The sequence below is a fragment of the Photobacterium satsumensis genome (assembly GCF_050336935.1).
GTDB lineage: Bacteria > Pseudomonadota > Gammaproteobacteria > Enterobacterales > Vibrionaceae > Photobacterium > Photobacterium satsumensis.
The window spans coordinates 561,106-583,866 of the sequence record NZ_JAKJSK010000006.1; the positions used below are offsets into that span (position 1 = coordinate 561,106).

Below are 22,761 nucleotides of genomic sequence, written 5' to 3' on the forward strand. Positions count from 1 at the left end.
ATGGTTAATAGTATACCTAATTCAGCTAAGAATGCTTGTACCAGCAGGTGGCACTTCTCACTATATGATTGAAAAAAAAGGATTAGGAAGCCATGTTTGCCTCTGGTTAGAGTCAGCGTCTCGACGTTACGGTGTTTGAGTGTAGAGCTTGTGCAATAGATGGTTTTGATGTTTGCAATCGAGTTTGTGCAAAATGCTCTTTATCTGGGTTTTCGTTGTTTCTTTTGATACTCCACGTAATTGTGTAATCTCGCTGCCATCGTAACCTTTAGTCAGCAACTCAATCACCTGCTTTTCAGCCGGAGTCAGGATTTTAGGCAGAATCAAATCACCATGCTGTACGGGTTGAGACCCAAACTGGTCAAGGAGTTTCTGGCGAGATAAATAATATTGTGACCAAGGGAGAAGACTCTCCATTAATCGTTGTAAATCTGATTGGCTCTCAGGTGAAAAAGGGCTGGTATAGCGATGGAAAGTCAGTACCTGGACTTCCCATTTATTTAAACGGCAATAGCCACTAATTGAGTGTTTCACTGCTAAAGTGGGGAGCATGACTTCTCTAAACCATTCATCTTTTATGTTGTTCAGTGGAAGCATGGTTTGCAACGGAACCATTTCCCCTTGCAGTTTGTGCTTTGAATAATACTGAAGATAAGCATCACTTTGTGAATGACGGCCATAAAATTCAAGCTGCTGCTGCTCGATGCCAGCATGAAATATGCAGCCTGTTGAGATTTTTGGTGTGGAGCCGAGGAATATGATACTGACATCTGCGCCGACCGAACGGCCGATATCTGCCACTACATGATTAATATCAGAAACTGACTGACCTGCTTCGACAAGGCTTCTTATCCAACAATCGACTTTATCCATAGCATTATTTTGTCGGTGATCCTTAGTATAAGGTTTAATGACATATTTAATGATTACAAAAAAAAGCTAGCGTCTTGTGATCTTGATAGGTAATTTTGTACCCAAGTAACGCCAAGGTGCTTGGTTGAGCGAGAATACTCTGGATGAAAGGAAGTGAAATGCATATTAGATACTGCGCGTTTGACCAACATGCACATGAGATGCTTGAAATTTTTAATGATGCCATTTTGAATACCACAGCGCTTTATGAATATGATCCTCGGACGATGGAAGTGATGGCGCTGTGGTTTGAGTCAAAGACTGAGGGTGACTATCCGGTCGTCGGGGCGTTTGATGATTCCGGTCGGCTTATGGGCTTTGCATCATTTGGTAAATTCAGAGAGCAGCCCGCTTTTCAGTTTACTGTTGAACACAGCATATATGTCTCGAGTGAATTCAGGGGCAAAGGGGTTGCGATGGAGTTGATGAAAACCATCATTGTACTTGCGTCCCGCCAAGGTTACCGTTCACTAATTGGTGCGATAGATTTGGAAAATATTGCTAGCTTACGCTTACATCAAAAATTTGGTTTTGAAGAAGTGGGCATTATCAAAAGTGCAGGGTATAAATTTGAACGTTGGTTGGATCTCGCATTTTATCAGTTAGCACTCGATCTCTAAGTCATTGATACATGATTAAGTGTCAGGCTGATGTCAGAAGCGGCCAAAAAATGATCATGTGAACAGTTTGCAACACTGAAATACTGTATTTTAGTACAGTTATCACTATGTAATACAGTATACTGGTTATTTATCCAGTTAATGAGACAATGACAGTTACACACCAAGATTACAATGAAAAATAGGGGTGAGAATACCCGGTAATTGGGTGATGGAACTGTCTTGTATATGTGATTACAGTGGCTAATTTCAACACACATCTTGGAACAGCCGCACTTACGAGTAGTTTGGCGGCTACAGCTCTGCTCTCAGCAGGGCACATTGTGCCGATCACCGCATTATGGTTGATGCTATTAGGCACGATTGGCGGTCTGTTGCCGGATATTGACTCCGACAACTCGACGTCAATGAGCACACTTTTCCGTTTATTTGGTGGTTTGATCACCTTCAGTTTTGTCGGCCATATTTATCAACTGGTATCGATGCTGGAGTTGATCGTGTATAGCGGATTCTGCTATTTAACCATCCGCTATAATTTTAAGTCATCGTTAGAAAAAATCACGATCCATCGCGGTTGTTGCCATTCATTGGCTTTTATTGCTGTTGCAGGACTATTTACTGTCTGGCTAGTTTTCTTGTTAGGATACAGTGATATCACAGCTTGGTTATCGGGCACCTTTATTTTTTTTGGTGGCGTTGTACATTTATCGCTCGATGAGATTTACAGTGTTGATTTGGCGAATCGCCGATTGAAGTTATCATTTGGCTCTGCGTTGAAAGTATTCTCACCCAAAAATCCATTTATTAGTGCATTTCAGTGCCTGCTGATAGCAATTTTATACCTCCACGGCCCATCCTTAGACAATACCTGGAAGCAAGTCAGTAATTGGAGTGAATTCCGTTTTAAACCTGAATGGCTTAATAGAGATGAAGTCATGCAGTTTTTTGACGAAGTCATTACTTCAACAAGAAAGGCAATGGACCAAAACTCTAAGCAGGGGTAATCAATTGTGGCGGTGTATAAACACCGCCTTTATGAGGGCGGTGGGGATGCAAATTATTGACGTTTATCGTCAATAATTTAACGGTGTAAACGTATTGATAAAAATCAAAATAACAGTGCTAATTCATGGTAAAGTTGCATTCTTATTACGATTTATTTTTATTTATACTCATGCATTTTACTCTCAATAATATTTCTGTCCGGAAGCAGGTTCTCGTCCCCGTCTTGCTGATATGTGTAATTATGGCAATCGCTTTTGCGGTCGTGACGAAAGAGTCCCGTTCTCAACGTGAAAAAACCAGCGAAACCATTGTTTCTGCATTGGAGCAAAAAACACAAGCTCAGCAGTTAATTGAAAACAGCTTTGCTGCTCGCGTTAGTGCCATTTATGCACTTTACGACCCATCGGCTTTTCAGAATTTGGATACAGCGGTAAAGCAAGGGTTTAATGAGAATAACCAGTTGCTAGAGCAATTAGCTCGTACGCCAAGTTTGAATCGTCATGTAAACGCAGTAAAAACAAAAATGGCGAATTATGAGCGATTTTTGAACAATGATTTAAAGCCATTCGTTGCACGTAAAAATAGTGTTGGCGAGACGTTGCAAGAGTCAGAAGTGCTAGCCGCTAACTTCAGAAATGTTGGTAGTGAATTGATCCAATCTATTGATGAATTGACTATAGCCATTGATCAATATGTCGCGGAAGAGCTAACCGCTATCGAGGCGGATTATCGCCAAATGATGCAAAGCGTTATGTTCATCATGCTCGTGATGGTCATCAGCGGTTTGGTGATTGCTTGGATTGTTTCTGGCCGTATGGTTAAGCCAATTATAGATGTTCGAGAAACATTGAAGAAACTATCCCAAGGCGATTTAACTGGGCGTGTGCAGGTATCTGGTACGAATGAAATTGCTGAACTAAGCAGCGACTTGAACCAAACATTGGATAAGATGCAAGATACTATTTCTCAACTTAACCGCATTAGTGAAGAGGTGGCTGCGGCATCCACGGAATTGGCGGAGGTGATGAATAGTTCACAAGCTAATGCCCAGCAAGAGATGGCAGAAATTGAACAGGTAGCCTCTGCGGTCAACGAGCTTTCAAGTACTGCCGATAATGTCAGCGGCAATGCACAAGATGCGGATACCTGTGCGAAGCAAAGCCAGAAAATGGTCGATGAAGGCCGCAATGTGTTCACCCAAAGTGAGCAGTCAAACAAAGTAACGTCTGAGAAAATGTCTGAAGCAGCCGATGTCGTGATGCATCTTCGTGAGCAGTCAGATCAGGTCAGCAAGGTGATTGAAGTGATCCAGGCTATTTCCGAGCAGACCAACCTACTGGCTTTGAATGCAGCGATTGAAGCGGCGCGTGCTGGTGAATCTGGCCGTGGTTTTGCGGTTGTGGCTGACGAAGTGCGTATGCTGGCTGCACGCACACAAGAGTCTACTCAAGAAATTCAGGCAATCATTGAAGATCTTCAGCGTCAGTCTGCAAATGCCAATGACGGTATGCAGCAGTCGTTGCAGATGTTGAAAGAGTCAGAAGAGCTTACGGGTCTGGCCAATGAGGTGTTTGAAGGTATCACGGATGCGATCACTTCTATCGGCGATATGAACACCGAAGTGGCGACAGCGGCAGAGCAGCAGTCGATGGTAACGCAAGACATCAACAAAAACGTGGTGAATATGTCTGAGCTCGTGAATCAAAATGTGGTTGGTATCAGCCAAAGTGCCAGCGCGAGTGAAGAATTATCGCAATTAGCAGAGCAGCAACGCAGGCAGCTGTCTTTTTTCCGTTACTAATTATACCAACCTACATAAATATTTGATTAACTGCTTATCCAGATTGGTATTAGATGGTCAAATATACAAAATAAAAAAGGAAGCTTCGGCTTCCTTTTTCTGTTTTCGTGAGACTATTTTGTTGAGGTATATCAATTACCATTGAGTTTCACACCTTGTGGGTGAATTCTATCCCCCATGCGGGTGATGCGAATAAATATCTTCTTTCATATAACCACTGTAGCAAATCCCTTTATTAGCAGAGTTCACTTTATATATGGGTTTGCTGTGTGTAGAGGATAAACAAGGAAGATGGTATGAAACGGCACCCGATAGCTGTCGCAGTAGGGATGGGCACCTTATTGATGATAGCGGCTTGTAATGATGACACGACCACAAGCACAGATATTACAGAGCCAACACCAGAGCCTACGACGTCGATGAGTATTAAGGCGATTGATGGATACTTGCATAACGCTTTTGTTTGGTTAGATATCGATCGTGATTACCAGTTTGATGAAGGCATTGAACCGAGTGTAAGAAGTGAAAAGGGCCTCGCGACTTTAGATGTTAGCGATATTGATAACCCTGAAGCATATCCGGTGGTGGTAAAAGCAATCCAAAAAGAAACGATTGATTTAGATAACCCGGATACCACGGTTTCAAAGAATTTCGTTATGTCGGCACCAAGTGGCAGTTCAGTTGTGTCACCCCTAACGACCATGGTTGATTTCAAAATGCGCCAAGACGGCATGACGGAGGATGCTGCTAAATCTGATGTTGCTCAGATGTTTGGAATTGAACCTGAATTAATCAATAGTGATTATGAAGACACCGAGCTGAACGGTGCAACGGTTGCCGTGAAATTGGTCAAACAGTCTGCAAAGTCTATAGTAACGGCTGGAGTGTTGCCTGAAAGCGAAGAAGCCCTAGATGAAAATAGCCTTAACGGTATAGTGGCTCAAGCTATTGAAGAGGGGAATCAAGTTGGTCAAGTCTTGATAGATGATCGAGGGGACACACTCCCTGAGGATTATGATTTTGACCGCGTAGTGAGTGAGGAAAGCAAGGCTGTCGATACTGATAAGGATGGTGACGGTGTCACTGATTCAGAGGATGATTTCCCTAGTAACAACAAAGAATGGGAAGACAGCGATGGTGATAGTTACGGTGATAACCTAGCCGATAAGTTCCCAAATGATAAAGATGAGTGGGAAGATAAAGACGGTGATGGTTATGGTGATCATCTGGCTGATAAATTCCCTAATGATAAAACCGAATGGGCCGATTTTGACTTAGATAAAATTGGTGATAACCGCGATCCCGACGATGACAATGATGATGTAAATGATGAGGATGATGCATTTCCGCTAGACGATAGCGAATGGCTAGACACCGATAAGGATACCATCGGTAATAACGCTGATACCGATGATGATGGTGATGAAGTCGATGATGTTGATGATAAATTCCCGTTAGATAGTACTGAGTGGGCTGACCGAGATTCTGACGAAGTCGGTGACAATAGCGATCAATACCCTGATGACCCGGATAAATCTATTGCTGATATCGTTACGCAATATAGCTACACCTCACCAGTGTTCATTGATATTTTGATGGATGTTAAGACACTGGAGGTTATTCACGATATCACTGTAGAAACGCTTAATAACTCGAATATCAGACGTTCTGAAAACATTGTATACACTGACCCCGACTCAGCTATGCTATTTGGCGAATGGCAAAGCGAGGCACTGTATCAAACGGATGGTACTTTTGAGCGGTTAAGTTTTGGCTATTATGATTACAACCTCGATGGCAAGGTTCAATATGAAAGCCAATGGCTGGATGTCGGGGCCTTTACTGAAGGTCAGGAGCAATTTTGGCGCTATATTGATGAATCGGATGCCGCCTCGGAAGGGGGAAGTAACGGCAATAACCGAGTCTTTGATGACATTGATTTGAGGTCGCAAGTTGCTAATGAAAATATGACGGATATTGATGCAGTGCAATATTTGACTGTTTCAAGCCAAGAGCAACAAAGTGTCGAGACAACGACCTCAACGCTAGAACAGTTCAGCTTGAATAGCTGGGTGTTCGGAGATAGAAATGGTGAACTCAACTACCGCTCACAAGGTATCTTTTCATCGTTAGATGGGGTTGTGATTGATCATCAGGACACCCGAGACTGGCAGGCGAATGGTGTTATTAATACCTTAATTGGCTTTTCAGTGCTCGATGATCAGACGTATACATTTAGCCACTTCCGACCTGTTTGGGCTTCACCAGAACAGCCGTATTTCGAAGAGTACGCACAATATAGCTTTGTTGCAGATAAAACCAATACGCTAGGTAACTATTGGTATGAAGTTACCACCGAATATGATGTTCTCCAGAAAACAGAATCTATAAGCGGGTATCGCTACGTATTGTCAAACGCTGAAGGAAAGCTAACTGACGAAGCGAACCCTCACGGTGTACTGTTCAATTCTTTTAGTGCAATTAGAACGGATAGAAGCGATTCGGAATATACCGAAGCCGTGAGCTGGAGTCATATCCCAGTTCCTGATAGCTACTTTAGCGCACCAGAGGAGAATTTTACCGTTAAAGAGCAAGATGTTGGGCAAGACTATAAAATCTTCATCAAGCAAGATAATGGCTTATGGATTGGTCACCGCTTTGCCGAATGGGGTTCACAACAGGTCGCTGCTCTAGCAAATAGCGTTGAGGCGTTAAGAAACAGCGGCTACGGCCTAGATGAGATTGATAATTCAGTTTTATCTGGCTTGAGTGACTATAACGGTATGCTCTTGAGTGAATCATTCCAATATGATGAGTCGGGAGTGGCAAGGCAGTGGTATGTTGTCACTAACCATGACTTGCTCACACCGACCCAAGATGGTGAATACCAGCTTGTTCCTTTGCAGCTTATCCATGATGGTATTAAACCTAAGTGGCGGGTGAACGATACGCAAAGCGGCACACTGGTGATTTCTGTTCCACATACAGATAACCCTTGGAACTGGTTTGATGCCTATTGGCGATTGATGGTCAGTGCTGATGAAATTGAACCATCAACAGGGGCATGGCAAAGCGAGTTAGGGGCGTTTTATTTCAGTCAGGAAGAGGCGAAATTTGCTCTCAATCAACACGGCAGAATATGTAATCAAGGCAATACCGAGTGGGATGCCGGAGTCCCCATTGGTGAACCTCAATACAATGATTACGCCGCTATTCTAGAGGACTGTTATTACGTTCAAACAACAGAGGATGAAGTTGTTGGGCAATCTTATTATTTGTTTAACGGTCAGGAATTACAGCAATGGCATTTCTATGAGCAGGGCACAGGTAAGACTGTTTTCGCAGATGGTAATGAGGCGATGTTTGAATGGAGCGTGAATAGTGAAGGCGTTATTGAGATTTCCTATGATTGGGGCCCTATCGATTACTTTGCATTCACTGGCCGTGATGATCAGTATTTGGGTGTGAAAATATACAGTCAGTGGGATGAGCAGGGTACAGACCGATTCAATATTTGGGCTGCGCGTGTAACGACTTATCCACCAATGATAACCAGTTGCGCGGTAGATCAGGAGAATGCGAGCCTCGATGATTTCGACCACGCTATTGCAACATGCGGCGGATATAACCCGATTGAGGATGACTACAATAACACATTAGCCGGAATGACCTTTGTACGAGTGCGAGGCGACGGTGATACACGTGCATACCAGTTCAATGAGAATGGTACATTTAATTGGATCCGTGCAGGTGATTGGTGTGGGGAGCAGGACACTGAGTGGATGATCACACAAGAGGGCTACCTGAAACTCACACCGGATGTAAACAATTCGAATGAGTTCATGTTATTAGCCCATCAACAGTACTATGACAATCAAAGTAGTTTTGTTGTGTACGAGCAATACCCAGAAGATGGGCAGCTACAGAGTGAAATATGGAGCTTTGTTTTCCGCGAATATGAGCAAAACCAGCCACTAGCGTTATGTGATACCGGTGATACACCATGGGATGACGAAGCCGATCAACCTGCTAGTTATGCTACTGAACAAGAGTACCAAGACGCCGTCCAGCAATGTCAGGTATGGACTGATAATCGAGTGTTGAAATTCACTGAAGATATGCTGGTAGGTAAAGGTGCTGATCAACAAACAACTTGGCTTATTGCCAATGATGATGGTGAGACAATCCGGTTCAACCCTGATAACACGGGAGCGTTCCTTGACCCTGAAGATGGCGACTTCCCATTCAATTGGGCGTTAGTCGATGGACAAGTCCATCTAACGATGACTCATCCTAGTTACGCGGGTTCATCTGAGATTCTATCTGTTATTGAGTCTGATGGTATTCAGTTTGTGATTAAGTCTTTCTGGGTAGATACCTCTGGCGAGTGGGCTAACCCCGCACCTAATCAAGGTGAAGGGGAGGTTTGGGGGTATATCTTAGAGTTAGTAGATAAACACTAGAGAAGTAGAAATATATAAAAATGGGAGCCAATTTGGCTCCCATTCATATTTCAAGCATTATGCGGCTGCTGTTTTTGTTGGAGATTTGAATATATTAATGATTGCTTTTACAGTGTAATAACCACATAGAGCAGTAAAGGCGATGGCACTTAGAGATTCACCGTAATGTACTGATGCGCCAATAAAGTCGAATACTTCACCACCGAAGTCTTTCACATGATCCAAAGCCCACTTGTACACCAAATATAACTTAGTGAGGGTAATAAAGACTAAGTAAGCTTTACCATAGGGTGTAGTTAGAAAATACTTAATTTTATTCCAAAGACTTTTCACTTTACTGTCGCCTCGTTGTTTATTGGACGAGTTGAAGTGTAGAAAAAACGCACGAAGAGAATTTATCAATTCGCGCCAGCAATAAGTGAAATGTAGTGTTTTAAGCAGAATGCTTTAAATGGAATTACATTTCAATGACTTTAAGTTATTGTTTTTAATCTTTATTATTTGTCTGGTGTATCAAGCTTTTTATATGAAGCAACCTGATCCTTTCCATGGCGCTTGGCATAGGCCAGGGCCTGATCTGCTTGGTTTAATACGCATGCAGGAGAAATGACTTCATCGTAAAGGGTATTGACCCCGATGCTGACAGTGAAACTAATCGCGCCATGTGGCATATCGACTTCGAGTTTGCTCACGCGCCAACGTAAGCGCTCTGCCAGTAATAGGGCAAACTGATGGGTGGTATGTGGAAGTAAAATGATGAATTCTTCACCGCCCCAGCGACCGATGAAGTCAGATTGGCGGATACTGGATTTACAGCAATCCGCAAATAAACGAATAACGTCATCACCGGTCTGGTGGCCGTAGGTGTCATTTATGAGCTTAAAATCATCAATATCGATGTATAGACACGATATGGGATAGCTGAGTTTCTGAGCTTTAGATAGCTCGTTACTGAGTATGGTTTCAAAGCGGTTTCGGGTAGTCAAACCTGATAAGGAATCAATAGAGGCTTGTTGCTCCAGTTGGTAAAAATCATTGTATTTTTCGGTAATATCAATGATCGCTAGTTGGATGGCGGTTTTACCTTGCCATTGCACAATGGATTCGGCAGCGAGTACATGGGCGACTTTCCCTGAGGGCTTGGTGACTTTGAAGCTTTGTACCCTTGGTCTTTCCGATCCTTCCATTAAACGGTGATGGTGAGCGAGCGCCTGTTCTGGATTAACATCCACAATTAAACTTAGCAAGTTAGGTAGCGACACTTTGTCAGGAACCTTACCTATGCCAATAATGTTACAGAGGTTTTCATCCACATAGAGGATTTTGAACTCGTCGTGGATCAGTATGCCAAAGTCAGAAGCAAACGTGTTATCAGGATCAAGCTGTATCTTTGGAAATTCAATCATCTACGTTACTACTACCGATTACATCCATGGTATGACCTTAATGGGTCAGTCATTACTTTGATATAAACATCAATAGAAACAATATGTGACATGGATTCCAAAAGTTCAAGTAAAATAGCATTTTATAGGCAAGTTAGAGCAGATAATCAGAGCTTTATCATCTTTTGAGACTGCACTGAGTTGGTGGGGGCGAAAAAATGCTTTGTGGCGTGAATTGATAAGAACTCTATGCGTTAAAACTTACAATGCTGGCATTGAAAATTATTAACTAATTGTATGTTTACAATGAGGTTGTAATGAGCCAGCAAACTAAAGTACCAGCAGAACAGACAACATTAGAATCAGATAGCCCAAAAGCGGTTATAGAAGAAAGCACAATTGAAAACAACAAACAGAAAGCCAGTGATCCACGGCGTGCCACTTTCCTTGTATTAATAGTTTGTGCAGGATTATTCCTGTTTTATTTGATTTCTGACCGGGTGATACCCACGACAGATATGGCGAGGGTGCGGGCAAACGTTGTTCCCTTGGCGCCTTTGGTAAGTGGTCCGGTTACCAAAGTACATGTCGAGCCCAACGATATTGTTGAGGCGGGACAACCGCTAATAGAATTAGATCGTACTGATTATGTGATTGCGCTTAAGCAAGCGGAAGAGAACCTAGAGAAAGCTGGCAAGGAAGTTGGGGTACAAACTGCATCGGTTGAATCTGCACAAGCCCAACTGAGTGATGCTATCGCCAACCAGCAGAATGTACGTAGCCAGGCGAATAGAGTGTTTGCCATGGTTAAAAAGGGCATCGTAACTCAAGCGGATGCAGATAAAACCCATGCTGCTTTGGCACAGGCAAGTGCTCGAGTAAACCAAGCGAGAGCTTCGGTTGATCAGGCCAAAAAGCAACTTGGCGCAATAGGTGATGAAAATACAGAAATCCAGGTTGCGATTCTCGCGTTGCAAAAAGCGCAACTGGACTTGGAGCGAACGGTTATCCGTGCACCATCACAAGGTGCAGTCACCAATTTCAAGCTCGACGAAGGGATTTTTGCCAACAAAGGCCAGCCATTAATGACGTTTGTCTCTGGCGACCAAAGCTGGGTTGAGGCGTACTACCGCGAAAACAGTCTAGGCAATATTAAAGCGGGCGATAAGGTGGAAATCGCGCTCGATAATGTACCGGGAGAAGTGTTTACCGGTGAGGTAAGTAGCATTGATTATGGCGTAGATTGGGGGCAAACCCAGCAAACGGGCCAGCTTGCTACCGTCACGAATCAGTCAGGATGGCTCCGTCAAACTCAACGGTTTCCTGTGATGATCCGCTTCGATCAGGCAATGCCTAAGGGAAGTTTGAGGGTAGGTGGGCAAGCCGACATCATGATGTATACCGAAGAAAGCTCTGTAATGAATGTGTTCGGTAAAGTATGGATCCGCGTAATTACTTGGTTCTCATATATTCGCTAATATCGGTAGAGGGCAGAGTGATGCGTTCAGAACTCAATCAAAACATTCTTCGTTATGTCGTCGGCCTCATGTTGTCGTTGATCCTCGCTTATAGTTTGAACTGGACATTGGCATACGTCATGCCTGTCTTTGTGGCCAAACTGCTGGTTGATAAGCCTATCGCTGATAAACAGGTTATGACTGAGCTGGGATTATCCATGGTAGTGACCGTACTGATTGCCCTTACGGTGATTAATGGCTTGGCCCAGTACCCTCTCATCATGCTGGCGTTGGTTGGAGTAATGATGCTATGGGCTTACTACCTGTTCCAGGATCCTAACTGGAACTTTTTCGCTATGATGTTGATGATTTCAGCTTTGCTGTTACCTTACCTGGGGTTAATGCAGCCTGTTATCGCTTTACAGGCTGGTAAAGCGCTGATGGTTGCGGGTGGCGGGGCTGTGGTTGTTTATGGTGCCATGCACTGGTTTTTCCCTGCTATACCACGTGTAGGGGCTAGTGTGAAAGCGGTGGATGTTAAAACACGAGAGCAAGTACGTATAGAAAAACAAAAGAGAATGCAGGAGTCCTATAAGGCCTTGCTAATCAGCTTTCCGGTTATCGCATTTTGTTATTTTTACCAGATAACCGGGGCGATTTTGACCATGATTTTTATCGGAATATTGTCGCTGCAGCTAACAGCCCCCAAGAGTGTAAAACTCAGTCTATTTTTGCTGTTAACCAATATTATTGGCGGTCTACTGGCTATCATCGCCTATGAGTTACTGGTTACCGTTCCGTGGTTCCCGTTTTTAGTTGCCATGATGTTGTTCTTAACCTTGAGCTTTGCCAATAAAATTTATCGAGAGCCCGCGAAGGCCCCCATTTATGCGGGGATATTTTCTGCACTAATGGTGATATTCGGCGCTGTCGTAGCCAGCGATAGCAAGTTGATGGATGTTAATTTCTACACTCGTATTTGGCAGTTGATATTGATGGGGGGCTATATGATAGGTGTAGCGACCTTGATTGAACGCGTCTCCTCGACTATAGAAGTCTCCTCAGATAATCGTGCACCTATGACTAAAACCGCATAGGTGCAAGCCACTTAACTGACAAACTGCTTCCGGTAGTCTTTTGGTGGGAAGCCGGTAAGCTTTCTAAAGGCGCGTGAGAAATGCGCAATATCGGCATAACCCAGTTCTACGGCGATATCAGTCAGTGAATAGGCTTTCTCTTCCATCAGCCGGCAGGCGGTGGCAAGCATGATGTTTTCCCTTATATGTTTGAAGCTTGTGTGTTCCTGAGAAAGCCTTCGCTGTAGCGTTCTTGGTGTTGTACCTAATATCTTTGCCGCCTCAGTAATAGTCATGGACTGCTTACAAAGGTATGGGGAAAGTGCATGGTAAATAGATTCGATATAGGAGATCTCTTTGGGAGAACCGCTAGAGGGAGTCGAAACCGAAAAGCTCGCTGCAGAGTGGTAGGGCAAACTGAGTATTTCAGCACTCAGGGCAACGGCCGCGATCTTTCTCTTGGTATAAAACGTGGTCTCTTTAGACTGTAATATACGTGATAATTTGTCGGCGCCATCGGATTGCATGGCTATATAAGCGGGCGACCAGCTCTTTTTGCTGGCATAGCGAATGAATTCGATAAGGAAGAGGATGGCAAAAATTTCAGACCAGAGATAGCCATCTGAGTCCTCTAATGGCTTATAGCGGCAAAGCCAAGGCGTATCATTGAAGATTTCGATACGTAATTGGGTGGTGGGAGAATCGTGTAATACCGCTGTTTTCATCTGTTCAATGGCTTCTTCGATAGTACTTGGTTTGTCCAAGTACGAGAGCATTTTGGGTAAGAAGTATTCTCTGATAGCGGTACATAGCAACTCACCGTAAAATTCAGGTTCGGCCCGCTCAGCCATCATGCCTAAAAGGTTTTTGATTGGCGCTTCAGGCAAGTACTCATGGTTTTGCTGTAAGATATCGTCTGGGATACCTGCCGCACTAAGCAATGGGTAAATGTCTTTTTCAAAATGCGTGATCAGAGCAATGATTGTGCTGGCATTAACGGTTTTAATTAGCGGTACCAACTGACCTTGTTGCATTTTTCACCTATCTCCATTGAGCATGAATAAATCTGACTGTCGTTAAGTATTATAGTGGCCCAGGGGAGAGAGTATCTAGATCAAGGCTGACTGATTGAAGATAAAATACTTTTATTGCTCTAAGGTTACAAATACCTACTTAAATACATCACTATACAAAGAGATACACCGAGAGTGTTGAGTCGCTATACCTTGAAACCTATCCTTGATTATAAAGAATACTGTTTTATTGGTATGTGTAATGAACTTGATCCGTGATGCTTTCAGTACTTATAAAGTGACTTATCGCAATAAACCTAAGTGTATAGCAAAATATATTTTAAGAGGGATGATCCACCGTAAGCCACTGAAAATATTGAATGATAACTTTAAACATGGCGAAAGAAGGCAGGTTTTTCGCAATCAGCCAGAGTTTGCTCTTAAAGCAATGCGACCGTACCTAAGAACGGGTTTAACGCGAATGAAGGCCGTTGAAGTGGTTGTCAACCACCATGAGTGGCTGGACGCCAACATCAAACCTGTCGCAAGACAAACCATTTATCAACATGGCCTGACTTTACATACATTTGATATCGGTGAAGAGCACTTTGAAATAAAGTTGCTATTTCTTGATAGTTACCGTCGGGAAGGAGAACTGACATTAGCCCTGTGCGATGGCACAGGAAACAAACGCTATGTCATCACTTTTTCGGTACATGAAGGCGATGTATATATCGGCGGCGTACAGGGTAGCGTGGATAATGACAATTTTAGCAGGAGGTTCACCAAGACGGTGTATGGCCTTCGTCCTAAAGCATTTGTTGTGGAAGCGCTGAGAATTTTGCTCAGTTACTATGGCATTGCGAACCTCTATGCTGTTAAAAACTCTGCGCACGTCTACGCCGATACCCGTTATAAGAAAAAGCTCAATTTTAATTATGACCAACTATGGTTAGAGCAAAATGGTACAGAGCACAATCAGTGGTTTTATCGCTTACCTATTGTCAGCGAGCGTAAGGCAATAGAGTTAATAAAAAGGCCTAAACGCAAAATGTATAGAGAAAGGTATGCGTGGCTCGATCAACTCAATGAAGAGCTTAAAGTTGGGTTAGATAAAATTTCAATAACCTAACCTTATTATTTATCGCGAATTGATTGCTCCTTGTTATGTGGCTCGTGATATTTCATTGCCTGTAAATTACTATTAATAAATAGCAATTTACAGGCGGGAACTGATTACAGCCAGCGCCAACTATCGAATTAATGATAAATAGATAGAAAACTAGAGAAGATCACGGGTGTCGTCTGCAAGGCTGGCTTCAAAATTAGATTGTGCTTGTTCAAGTTCTGCCATCAAAAGTTGAATATCTTCATTATTACCCATTTTAATGGCTTCTCGTAGCTTATCTCTACACTGTATGAGTCTCTCTTTGGCCGATTTCTTGGCAAAAAGGCTTCGTAAGCTGTCCGCTTGATCCATAAATCAACCTCATATAACTGCATGTAAGATCAGTGCGTCCGCGGATACTTGTATATTCAACGTCTTAAGTGATGCTATAACGCTTTTATGAAAAAGATAGCATATGAGCGTGAGTTTGTACGAGATATGATGTGATTGGCTTCACAAAAAAATTATTTAAAATGTCGAGTAGGGATATTAATTATTAATAATAATCAGTATGTTACCGACATGTTCCTCCTGGGAATGTTAATTGTAAAGGAGTACTGTATTAATGATAGAGTTTGAAGCCGAAATTATCTGGCAACGTAGTCAAAATGAGCCGTTTATAGATAATCTATTTCACCGAAGTCATCAATGGCAGTTTGATGGTGGCGTAAGCGTTCCTGCTACCGCTTCCCATCAAATTGTTCCACTGCCTCTTTCAACACCTGAATACGTCGATCCAGAAGAAGCATTCATAGCGGCACTATCAAGTTGCCATATGTTGGCTTTTTTAACGATTGCAGCAAAGCGTAAGTATATTGTTGAGAAGTACACTGATGAAGCGGTAGGAATGCTTGAGGAAGACAGTGCAGGGAAAAGCTCAATAACGAAAGTGACGTTGAGACCTGCGATTCAATTCTCAGGGCCAAGGGTGCCGTCAACGGAAGTATTGGAAAAGATGCACAAAATAGCACATGAAAACTGCTTCATTGCCAACTCGGTCAAAACCGCGATCACAGTTGATATTATTGAATCTAAATAATGCCACCATCAAATTGTGTGGTGGCACTATTTCCAGTGACGTCAAGGTGCTTGGGTATGGCTCAAACCTTAGTGAATCGGTTTTTTTGGGCCATTACGCACAAGATCTTTGCCGTTTTCGTATACGTCATCAGTGACCCAGCGGCCAAGAAGAAGTTGATGCTTATCATCAAGGACAGCAACAAAGTGGCGGCCATCGGCGTTGTTGGTTGCTAAAGCAATGCCTGCAACGTTTGTTAGGCCCATACCACCGTTTTCTACTGAAAGCAGAAATGCCTCTAGTTCGTCTAGGTTAGTGATAACATCATTTTCATTGATCATAATTTCATCTTAATTCGTACTGTTGTCCTTTCATTATTTTACAGCGGATAGCGACGAAATTGAATTTTTGCTGATTCAGTTGCTTAATAAAGATTCGACTTAAGAAAATTTGTTAGGGTTGTATACCCAAGTTGCTTGGGTATATTAATAAATCACAAGAAATGGAGCAGGAGAGCTAAAGGAATGGATCAGAAAACCTATGCAGTGATTGGAACGGGGGCAATTGGCGGCTATTACGGTGCGAGATTGCATCATGGCGGATATGATGTCCACTTTCTGTTCAATAGAGATTATCAATTCGTTAGTGAGCATGGGTTGAAGGTTGACTCTCATTACGGTGACTATTCAATACCCGCCGATGCAATCAAGGCGTACAAGGCTAGCAAAGAAATGCCGAAAGCCGATGTTGTGATTGTTGCATTAAAAACCACACAGAATCATCAGCTTGAAGGGTTAATTCGTCCATTGCTTAAACCTGATACGCTTGTTCTCTTGTTACAAAATGGCATCGGTGCCGAGCAGGCGCTTACCAAGCAGCTTGACCTCCAATATACCGCCGGTGGGCTGTGCTTTATCTGCTCGAACAAAGTCGGTCCGGGTCATATTCATCATATCGATTATGGTCGATTGACATTGGGTGTCTATGGCGACTCAGGCATGCCCGCATTAACAAGCGTTGCCAATGACTTTCAGCAGAGTGAGGTTGAGGTCGATGTCGAAAATAGTATTTTGGATGCTCGGTGGAAAAAGCTCTTGTGGAATGTGCCTTATAATGGGCTTTCAGCCGTGCTAGATACCGACACGGCACAAATAATGGCTTGCAGAGAAACAGTCGCACTGGTAAAAGCAATCATGCAAGAGGTGTGTATTGCCGCAAAGGCGACGGGTTCATCGCTTGATCCCAGTCTAATCGATACCATGCTGAACAATACTGCCAAGATGAAGCCGTATTTGACCAGCATGTTGTTGGATAGGCGCAACGGCCGCGAGATGGAATTACAGTATATGTATAAAAATGTACTGGATATGGCAGCTGAGCAAGGGATCGATATGCCAAAGACAGAGGCTTTATACCATCAGCTCTGTTTCATTAACCGGTTGTCAGTGAATTAGACGCAGTAAGTGACCCTAATCTCTATAAAATGACCTGATGGGCTGGTAGACTGCGCATCCGTTTTTCTATCGTGACAGTTAAAGCCCATGACTTTTGCTTCATTGCAATTAAATAAGATGGTATTGAGCACATTGCCAAGCCAACTTACGACTCCTACCGACATACAGCGCCTCGCAATTCCTGCCGTTATCAAAGGAAAAGATGTGTTGGCGTTGGCGCAAACAGGCAGTGGAAAAACATTTGCTTTTGGTTTGCCTATGTTGCAGAAGGTTGATGCTGAGCAGGATGCGGTCCAGAGTTTAGTTTTGGTGCCCACTCGTGAATTAGCCTTACAGGTTACGACATCTTTGCAAGAAGTGGCCGGTAAACTCGGTATTAAAGTCGCCATGCTATGTGGTGGTGTATCCCCTGAAACTCAAAAGGCCGAGTTAGAACAGGGGGCACAAGTACTCGTTGCTACCCCTGGACGTTTGCTGGATTTTCTCAACAAAGAATTTGTGTCACTAAAGTCGTTGAAGCTTTTGGCACTCGATGAGGCCGATAGACTGTTAGAAATGGGTTTTTGGCCAGATGTACAGAAGATCATCTCTTTTGCTCCGGCTTCAAGGCAGACGCTGCTGTTTTCAGCCACCTTGCCTGAAACACTGGAAAAGGCCGCATTAGGGCTAATGTATAAGCCTGAACGTATTGCGGCTAACCCAAAAAACAGTGTGGTTGAAGAAATCAAAGAGCAGCTGTATTTGGTTAACAAGGGCAGTAAGCCCCAAGCCTTGATTGCGTTGTTAAAGCAAAATGACTGGCAGCAAGTACTCGTCTTTGTCAGTGAAAAAAAAGCAGCAGATACCCTCGCTAAGCGCCTGAATAAAGCCGGTATTAACGTAGCAGCATTGCATGGTGATAAAGATCAGTCGGCACGTGAGCAAAGCTTAGCGGATTTCAAATCGCTTGAAACTCGAGTATTGATCACCACCGATCTGCTTTCCCGTGGTATTCATGTTGATGCGCTGCCGGTGGTGATTAATGCCGATCTTCCAGAGAATGCACCAGTATACGTACACCGTGTTGGCAGGACGGCACGTGCTGGGCAAAATGGCTTAGCCATTTCATTAGTTTGCCATGGTGAAACAGTAGCCTTGAAATCCATTCGCCAACTAACAGGCCGCCCAATGGAGACTGTTGAGCTGGAAGGATTCCCAGTGACTGATAAACCTGCCGAGCAGACATCAAACACAGAGCGGAAACGACCGCCGCGCGATAAAAAAGCCAACCGCCGCAGTCAGACCAAACGAAGCATCAAGCAGTTTAAACCAAAGCAAAAAAGTAGCTAATTGATTGCTGAGCTCTGTGTGACTGGATAATCAGAACGAGAACTCTGGAGAGTGAAATGGAACAGATTTATTTTGCCGGTGGCTGCCTTTGGGGCGTTCAGGAGTTCATGAAACACCTGCCAGGAGTGGAATCTACCGAGGCCGGTCGTGCAAATGGAACGACTGATACCACACAAAGTGATTACGATGGTTATGCCGAGTGTGTCTTGATTCAATTTGATGCTGAAATCGTGACAGTCAAACAATTGATGACATTTCTCTTTGAGATCATCGACCCATATAGTGTCAATAAACAAGGTGATGACGTGGGGCTAAAGTACCGTACCGGTGTGTATAGCAAGAATCCGTCGCATCTTGTTCAGGCCCGGGAATATATCGATGCGCGTGAAGATAAAGAACGTATCGCCGTTGAGGTCATGCCGCTCACTAACTACGTTAAAAGTGATGAAGAGCATCAAGACCGACTAACGCGTTTTCCCAATGACTACTGCCATATTCCGCTAGATCTGTTGCACAAATATAAACAATCCCGCTGATTACAGTAGAATTGAAAAGCCCGGACTGAAACCATTATGACTAAGAGGTTCCTGCCCGGGCTTTTTTAGTGGTCTAAATGCGATTTATCAAGCAAAAGCAAATGCTTATTCGCAAAGATCCAGTTCATTGTGGATCAGTACCACACACTGTGAAGCAAAAATCATCTTAGGCCCAAGGCTAATCTTCTGGGTCCCAAGACGTTCCAAGCTTTTATAGGTTTTCTTTGGCATTGGGATATGATCGGTCAACAGGAAACAAGAGTTGCCGCTGAACTCTTGCTCACGAATCGATGCGCCTTTTTTGTCCATCATATAAAGTTGATAATCTTCAGCGAGTTCTTTTACCAACTTTTCAAAGCTTTTGGTTTGAACGGTGATCCCCGGTTCAACTTGACGCTCTTGCTCTTTCGTCATTCCACGAGAAGCATCCAATGCCTTGGCTACCTTGGCGAGTAATGCTTGCTCATGAAAGCCACCAATATTGGTCATCTCATTGGCAACAAAAGTAACGGTGCGGGAAAAGTCCTGCGTACTTTCTAGTACCAAGTGTACGATGACATCTTCGCGGTGTGACTGCGCCACAAAGATAGAATTCATTAGGGTGTGGGCCAAAATTTCGGTATGAGCTTCTTGGCCAACTGAAGCCAGTAGTTGCTGGCTGTCGGTAGGAGCGGATCTGGCTCGTAATACAAAGGCGCGCATTGAAGGGTGTCCTACTGATTAAATTGCTTTTGAATCAATGTTCTGGTGTATACAGACTACATGTCTGAATACTAAGGTGCAGGATTATCGCACCTTTGATGAAATATGTAACTGAAATAATGCGAGTGAATAGCCTGCAAAACAGCAAATAGCGAGAAAAATCTAACAACGTGCTTTTAGTGGAATAGGGCAGAGAATCGTTTCCTTATCCATTTTTATAGGTAAATCATCTTGTCTTATGTCAAAATGCGCTGTCTCCATCAATAAGTCTGTAAAGTAATGAACTATCAAGCTGCTATTTTCGATATGGATGGTTTGCTTCTCGATACTGAGCGCGTTTGTATGCGTATCTTTAAAGAAGCTTGCGCAGTACAAAACCTTCCATTTCATGAAGATGTTTACCTGTCTATCATCGGCCGCAATGCTGCAGGCATCGAGGCTATCTTTCGTAAAGCCTATGGCGATGATTTAGACCGCCTGCATGAAGAATGGCGTACGCGTTATAACGCAGTGGTAAAACATCAAGCGATCCCGGTCAAAGAGGGCGTGGTAGAACTCTTAGAGTGGTTGAAAGCGCAAGGTACACCTATCGCTATCGCGACCTCTACAGCGCATGAAGTTGCCAAGGTTAAGTTAGAATTGGCGGGTTTGACAAAGTACATTGATAACCTGACAACAGGTTGTGAAGTGGAAAATGGCAAGCCTCATCCTGAGATATACCAATTGGCTGCTAGCCGCTTAAACGTCGAACCGGAAAATTGCTTAGCCTTTGAAGATTCGAATAATGGCGTAAGAGCTGCTGTTGCGGCGAAAATGATGACCTTTCAGATCCCAGACCTTGTTGAACCTTGTGATGAAGTGCGCCAGTTCGGTCATGCGATTGTCCCTTCACTTCACGAAGTACTTACCAAGCTGAAAACCGCCTAGATTATGGTTGATGCTTCTGTGAGCCAGAAGCATCTTCTTATCAGAATATCCTCACCTGTGATATTTCGCCTGTTAATTGAGCACTTTAACCAAGCTCTTTATAAGCATTTCAAATAGATACTTCAGCTAAACATACCGGTGCATCAACACTGCATTGGTATCCCGTTGGTGTTAGCGTTCCCGTTTTAATATTCCGGTGAAAGCTGGTGATATTATTCGAATGCTGATTAGCGACGATGAGCCATTGCCCATCTTCAGATACGTTAAAGTCTCTTGGGAAATGGCCAAGGCAGTCATAGGCATCAATGTAAACCGGCTCTTGGCTGGAAACATCAAACGCACAGATCTTGTTTTGAGCTCGGCAAGACACGTACAAGTATTTCTCATCAGAAGAAAGGCGAATAGCCGCTGCGGCTTCGCCGTTATTTGTATTACTCAATAGCTCGCACTGATGCGTGATGTTCCAAACGCTGTCAGCCTTAGTCAGTACAATGAGTGATTCAGATAACTCACACACCACATAGGCGCGTGTTTCGTTGTTATTGAACACCATATGCCTAGGCCCCGAGCTAGCAGGCAAAGCGATGCTTTGCTCAAGGGTGAACGTGTGACTGCCAGCGTTTGTATCGTAACCATACAGCCGAACCCGATCAGAGCCAAGATCGACGACAGCTAACTGATTTGAATGCTTGAGAAAAGTGACTTGATGCGCATGAGGGGACAGCTGTCGATCTTTGTTCGGCCCATGACCTTCTTCAAATAAGTCAGCGATAGCCTGCAGCGGTCTGCCATCTTCATCTAAGAGATAGACCGATACATTACCTGAACCATAATTAGCGACGGCGAGGTATGGGATCTTTATATCGAGATGACAAGGGAAATCCCCCGCAATAGGAAGATACATGTTACCAACCTGCGAAGAGAATTGGAGTGCCGCACCTTCTTCTTGAGATATTTCACTAAAACTATAGAGACCATTAACCGTGGTGGTTAGGTAAGAAGGGTTACGAAGCGAAGCTCGATCTTCGCTGCGGGTAAGTTCACCCGTTGCAGGGTCTAAGGTGATATGAGCAATACCTTTACTGGTACTTGGTGCATCGGTATAGGTACCGACATAAAAGTGCAGGTGGTTATTGGTTGTCATGAGAGCCTTGAAAAACATCGAAAAAACTGCCAATACCATGCCTTTTGCCTGTCCTGACGGCAATATCTAATAGTCGTCAATTGATTAAAGTGTGAGGAGGTTAGCTGGAGTATGAAAAATAATGCCAGGTAAAGTGGATAATCGTAATGCTCGACTCGGCTATTCTGCGCCTCTGCCTGTCAATATTCGAAGCAATAATAATTTGTGTGGTTTGCAGAAAGGTTGTAATAAACAACCTTTCTTTATAGGTGAGTAAGCACTGTCGTGGTCGATTTTCCTATGGATTAGGGGTGTTGATATATTTAACCGGCATGAAGTTCATTTTCTACAATGATGCTATCTGAGCTGAAATACTTGTTGCCCTTTTCTAGAAGTGCTTGATGTTCATCAGAATAGTAATAAGCCTCAGCTTGAACTGTAGTTGGAAATTCTAAAATAACAAACTTACCTTCTGGAAGAGATCCTTGGATTTTTTTTATCTTCTCAGATACAGCCAGTGCCTTGCCATCATATTTACTAATAAGGGGGTGTGCTGAAGAGAGGTATTCACGGCTATACGCTTCTAATTCATGAACCCTAACAAATGCAACCATTAATGCTGACATAGTCTTACTCCTCTTGTCTTATATTTAGTTTTAAAAACAATGCTTTGTCTACAAGCTTATAAATTCTCGCTAAATCTGCAACTTGAAGTCACTTGTATATTAGCGAACCGATCACCCAAGACATAGGCGGCTTGAAACAAATCAAT

21 protein-coding genes are annotated in these 22,761 nt (G+C 43.4%); 12 read left to right on the forward strand and 9 right to left on the reverse strand.

The window, feature by feature from the left end; all coding sequences use genetic code 11:
- Window positions 1–126: 126 nt before the first annotated feature.
- Window positions 127–873, reverse strand: coding sequence for a LuxR C-terminal-related transcriptional regulator (locus L4D79_RS02620; RefSeq protein ID WP_428646978.1), 747 nt, complete (start codon window positions 871–873; stop codon window positions 127–129).
- Between the two features lie 143 nt (window positions 874–1,016).
- On the opposite strand from L4D79_RS02620, the gene L4D79_RS02625 reads away from it, so the two are divergent.
- From L4D79_RS02625 to L4D79_RS02640, 4 genes are all read left to right on the forward strand, one after another.
- Window positions 1,017–1,532, forward strand: a complete 516-nt coding sequence (locus tag L4D79_RS02625) for a GNAT family N-acetyltransferase (RefSeq protein WP_428646981.1) — start codon at window positions 1,017–1,019, stop codon at window positions 1,530–1,532.
- A 239-nt stretch (window positions 1,533–1,771) separates the two neighbouring features.
- Window positions 1,772–2,536: a metal-dependent hydrolase gene (locus L4D79_RS02630; protein WP_428646984.1), complete on the forward strand. Its 765-nt coding sequence runs from the start codon at window positions 1,772–1,774 to the stop codon at window positions 2,534–2,536.
- Window positions 2,537–2,778: 242 nt separating this feature from the next.
- Window positions 2,779–4,338 carry a methyl-accepting chemotaxis protein gene (locus tag L4D79_RS02635; RefSeq protein WP_428646987.1) on the forward strand — a complete coding sequence of 520 codons (1,560 nt, stop codon included), beginning with the start codon at window positions 2,779–2,781 and terminating at the stop codon, window positions 4,336–4,338.
- Between the two features lie 296 nt (window positions 4,339–4,634).
- Window positions 4,635–8,801 carry a hypothetical protein gene (locus tag L4D79_RS02640; protein ID WP_428646989.1) on the forward strand — a complete coding sequence of 1,389 codons (4,167 nt, stop codon included), beginning with the start codon at window positions 4,635–4,637 and terminating at the stop codon, window positions 8,799–8,801.
- Window positions 8,802–8,858: 57 nt separating this feature from the next.
- Here the strand turns inward: L4D79_RS02640 and L4D79_RS02645 are convergent, their stop codons facing one another.
- Together L4D79_RS02645 and L4D79_RS02650 are read right to left on the reverse strand one after the other, a co-directional pair.
- A complete protein-coding gene (locus tag L4D79_RS02645; RefSeq protein ID WP_428646992.1) occupies window positions 8,859–9,134 on the reverse strand; it encodes a hypothetical protein in 276 nt (91 codons plus the stop codon).
- A gap of 164 nt (window positions 9,135–9,298) precedes the next feature.
- On the reverse strand, window positions 9,299–10,207 hold the full coding sequence (locus L4D79_RS02650) for a GGDEF domain-containing protein (protein WP_428646995.1): 909 nt from the start codon (window positions 10,205–10,207) through the stop codon (window positions 9,299–9,301).
- Between the two features lie 296 nt (window positions 10,208–10,503).
- Between L4D79_RS02650 and L4D79_RS02655 the strand changes: the two genes are divergently transcribed.
- Window positions 10,504–11,664, forward strand: a complete 1,161-nt coding sequence (locus tag L4D79_RS02655) for an HlyD family secretion protein (RefSeq protein ID WP_428646998.1) — start codon at window positions 10,504–10,506, stop codon at window positions 11,662–11,664.
- 20 nt (window positions 11,665–11,684) lie between these two features.
- Window positions 11,685–12,740, forward strand: coding sequence for a DUF2955 domain-containing protein (locus tag L4D79_RS02660; RefSeq protein WP_428647001.1), 1,056 nt, complete (start codon window positions 11,685–11,687; stop codon window positions 12,738–12,740).
- Between the two features lie 11 nt (window positions 12,741–12,751).
- Here L4D79_RS02660 and L4D79_RS02665 read toward each other — a convergent pair whose 3' ends face one another.
- Window positions 12,752–13,753, reverse strand: coding sequence for a helix-turn-helix domain-containing protein (locus tag L4D79_RS02665; protein ID WP_428647003.1), 1,002 nt, complete (start codon window positions 13,751–13,753; stop codon window positions 12,752–12,754).
- 241 nt (window positions 13,754–13,994) lie between these two features.
- Here L4D79_RS02665 and L4D79_RS02670 point away from each other — a divergent pair, with 241 nt between their 5' ends.
- Window positions 13,995–14,864 (forward strand): VirK/YbjX family protein, encoded by an 870-nt coding sequence (locus tag L4D79_RS02670; protein WP_428647006.1) that lies wholly within the window; start codon window positions 13,995–13,997, stop codon window positions 14,862–14,864.
- A gap of 150 nt (window positions 14,865–15,014) precedes the next feature.
- Here L4D79_RS02670 and L4D79_RS02675 read toward each other — a convergent pair whose 3' ends face one another.
- Window positions 15,015–15,212, reverse strand: a complete 198-nt coding sequence (locus tag L4D79_RS02675) for a hypothetical protein (RefSeq protein WP_428647008.1) — start codon at window positions 15,210–15,212, stop codon at window positions 15,015–15,017.
- A 253-nt stretch (window positions 15,213–15,465) separates the two neighbouring features.
- Between L4D79_RS02675 and L4D79_RS02680 the strand changes: the two genes are divergently transcribed.
- Window positions 15,466–15,939, forward strand: a complete 474-nt coding sequence (locus tag L4D79_RS02680; protein ID WP_428647011.1) for an OsmC family protein — start codon at window positions 15,466–15,468, stop codon at window positions 15,937–15,939.
- 68 nt (window positions 15,940–16,007) lie between these two features.
- Here the strand turns inward: L4D79_RS02680 and L4D79_RS02685 are convergent, their stop codons facing one another.
- The gene (locus tag L4D79_RS02685; RefSeq protein ID WP_428647014.1) at window positions 16,008–16,259 is read right to left on the reverse strand and encodes a hypothetical protein; all 252 of its coding nucleotides are present in this window, start codon (window positions 16,257–16,259) and stop codon (window positions 16,008–16,010) included.
- Between the two features lie 183 nt (window positions 16,260–16,442).
- On the opposite strand from L4D79_RS02685, the gene L4D79_RS02690 reads away from it, so the two are divergent.
- From L4D79_RS02690 to L4D79_RS02700, 3 genes are all read left to right on the forward strand, one after another.
- A complete protein-coding gene (locus L4D79_RS02690; protein WP_428647015.1) occupies window positions 16,443–17,372 on the forward strand; it encodes a putative 2-dehydropantoate 2-reductase in 930 nt (309 codons plus the stop codon).
- Window positions 17,373–17,459: 87 nt separating this feature from the next.
- Window positions 17,460–18,701 (forward strand): DEAD/DEAH box helicase, encoded by a 1,242-nt coding sequence (locus L4D79_RS02695; protein WP_428647017.1) that lies wholly within the window; start codon window positions 17,460–17,462, stop codon window positions 18,699–18,701.
- A 56-nt stretch (window positions 18,702–18,757) separates the two neighbouring features.
- Window positions 18,758–19,237, forward strand: coding sequence for a peptide-methionine (S)-S-oxide reductase (locus tag L4D79_RS02700; protein ID WP_428647020.1), 480 nt, complete (start codon window positions 18,758–18,760; stop codon window positions 19,235–19,237).
- A gap of 105 nt (window positions 19,238–19,342) precedes the next feature.
- Here L4D79_RS02700 and trmY read toward each other — a convergent pair whose 3' ends face one another.
- A complete protein-coding gene (gene trmY, locus L4D79_RS02705; RefSeq protein ID WP_428647022.1) occupies window positions 19,343–19,939 on the reverse strand; it encodes a tRNA (pseudouridine(54)-N(1))-methyltransferase TrmY in 597 nt (198 codons plus the stop codon).
- Between the two features lie 279 nt (window positions 19,940–20,218).
- Here trmY and L4D79_RS02710 point away from each other — a divergent pair, with 279 nt between their 5' ends.
- Window positions 20,219–20,866 (forward strand): HAD family hydrolase, encoded by a 648-nt coding sequence (locus L4D79_RS02710; RefSeq protein ID WP_428647024.1) that lies wholly within the window; start codon window positions 20,219–20,221, stop codon window positions 20,864–20,866.
- Between the two features lie 109 nt (window positions 20,867–20,975).
- Here the strand turns inward: L4D79_RS02710 and L4D79_RS02715 are convergent, their stop codons facing one another.
- Both L4D79_RS02715 and L4D79_RS02720 read right to left on the reverse strand, forming a co-directional pair.
- Window positions 20,976–22,010, reverse strand: a complete 1,035-nt coding sequence (locus L4D79_RS02715) for a lactonase family protein (RefSeq protein ID WP_428647027.1) — start codon at window positions 22,008–22,010, stop codon at window positions 20,976–20,978.
- A 302-nt stretch (window positions 22,011–22,312) separates the two neighbouring features.
- Window positions 22,313–22,615: a DUF1330 domain-containing protein gene (locus tag L4D79_RS02720; RefSeq protein ID WP_428647029.1), complete on the reverse strand. Its 303-nt coding sequence runs from the start codon at window positions 22,613–22,615 to the stop codon at window positions 22,313–22,315.
- Window positions 22,616–22,761 lie beyond the last annotated feature (146 nt).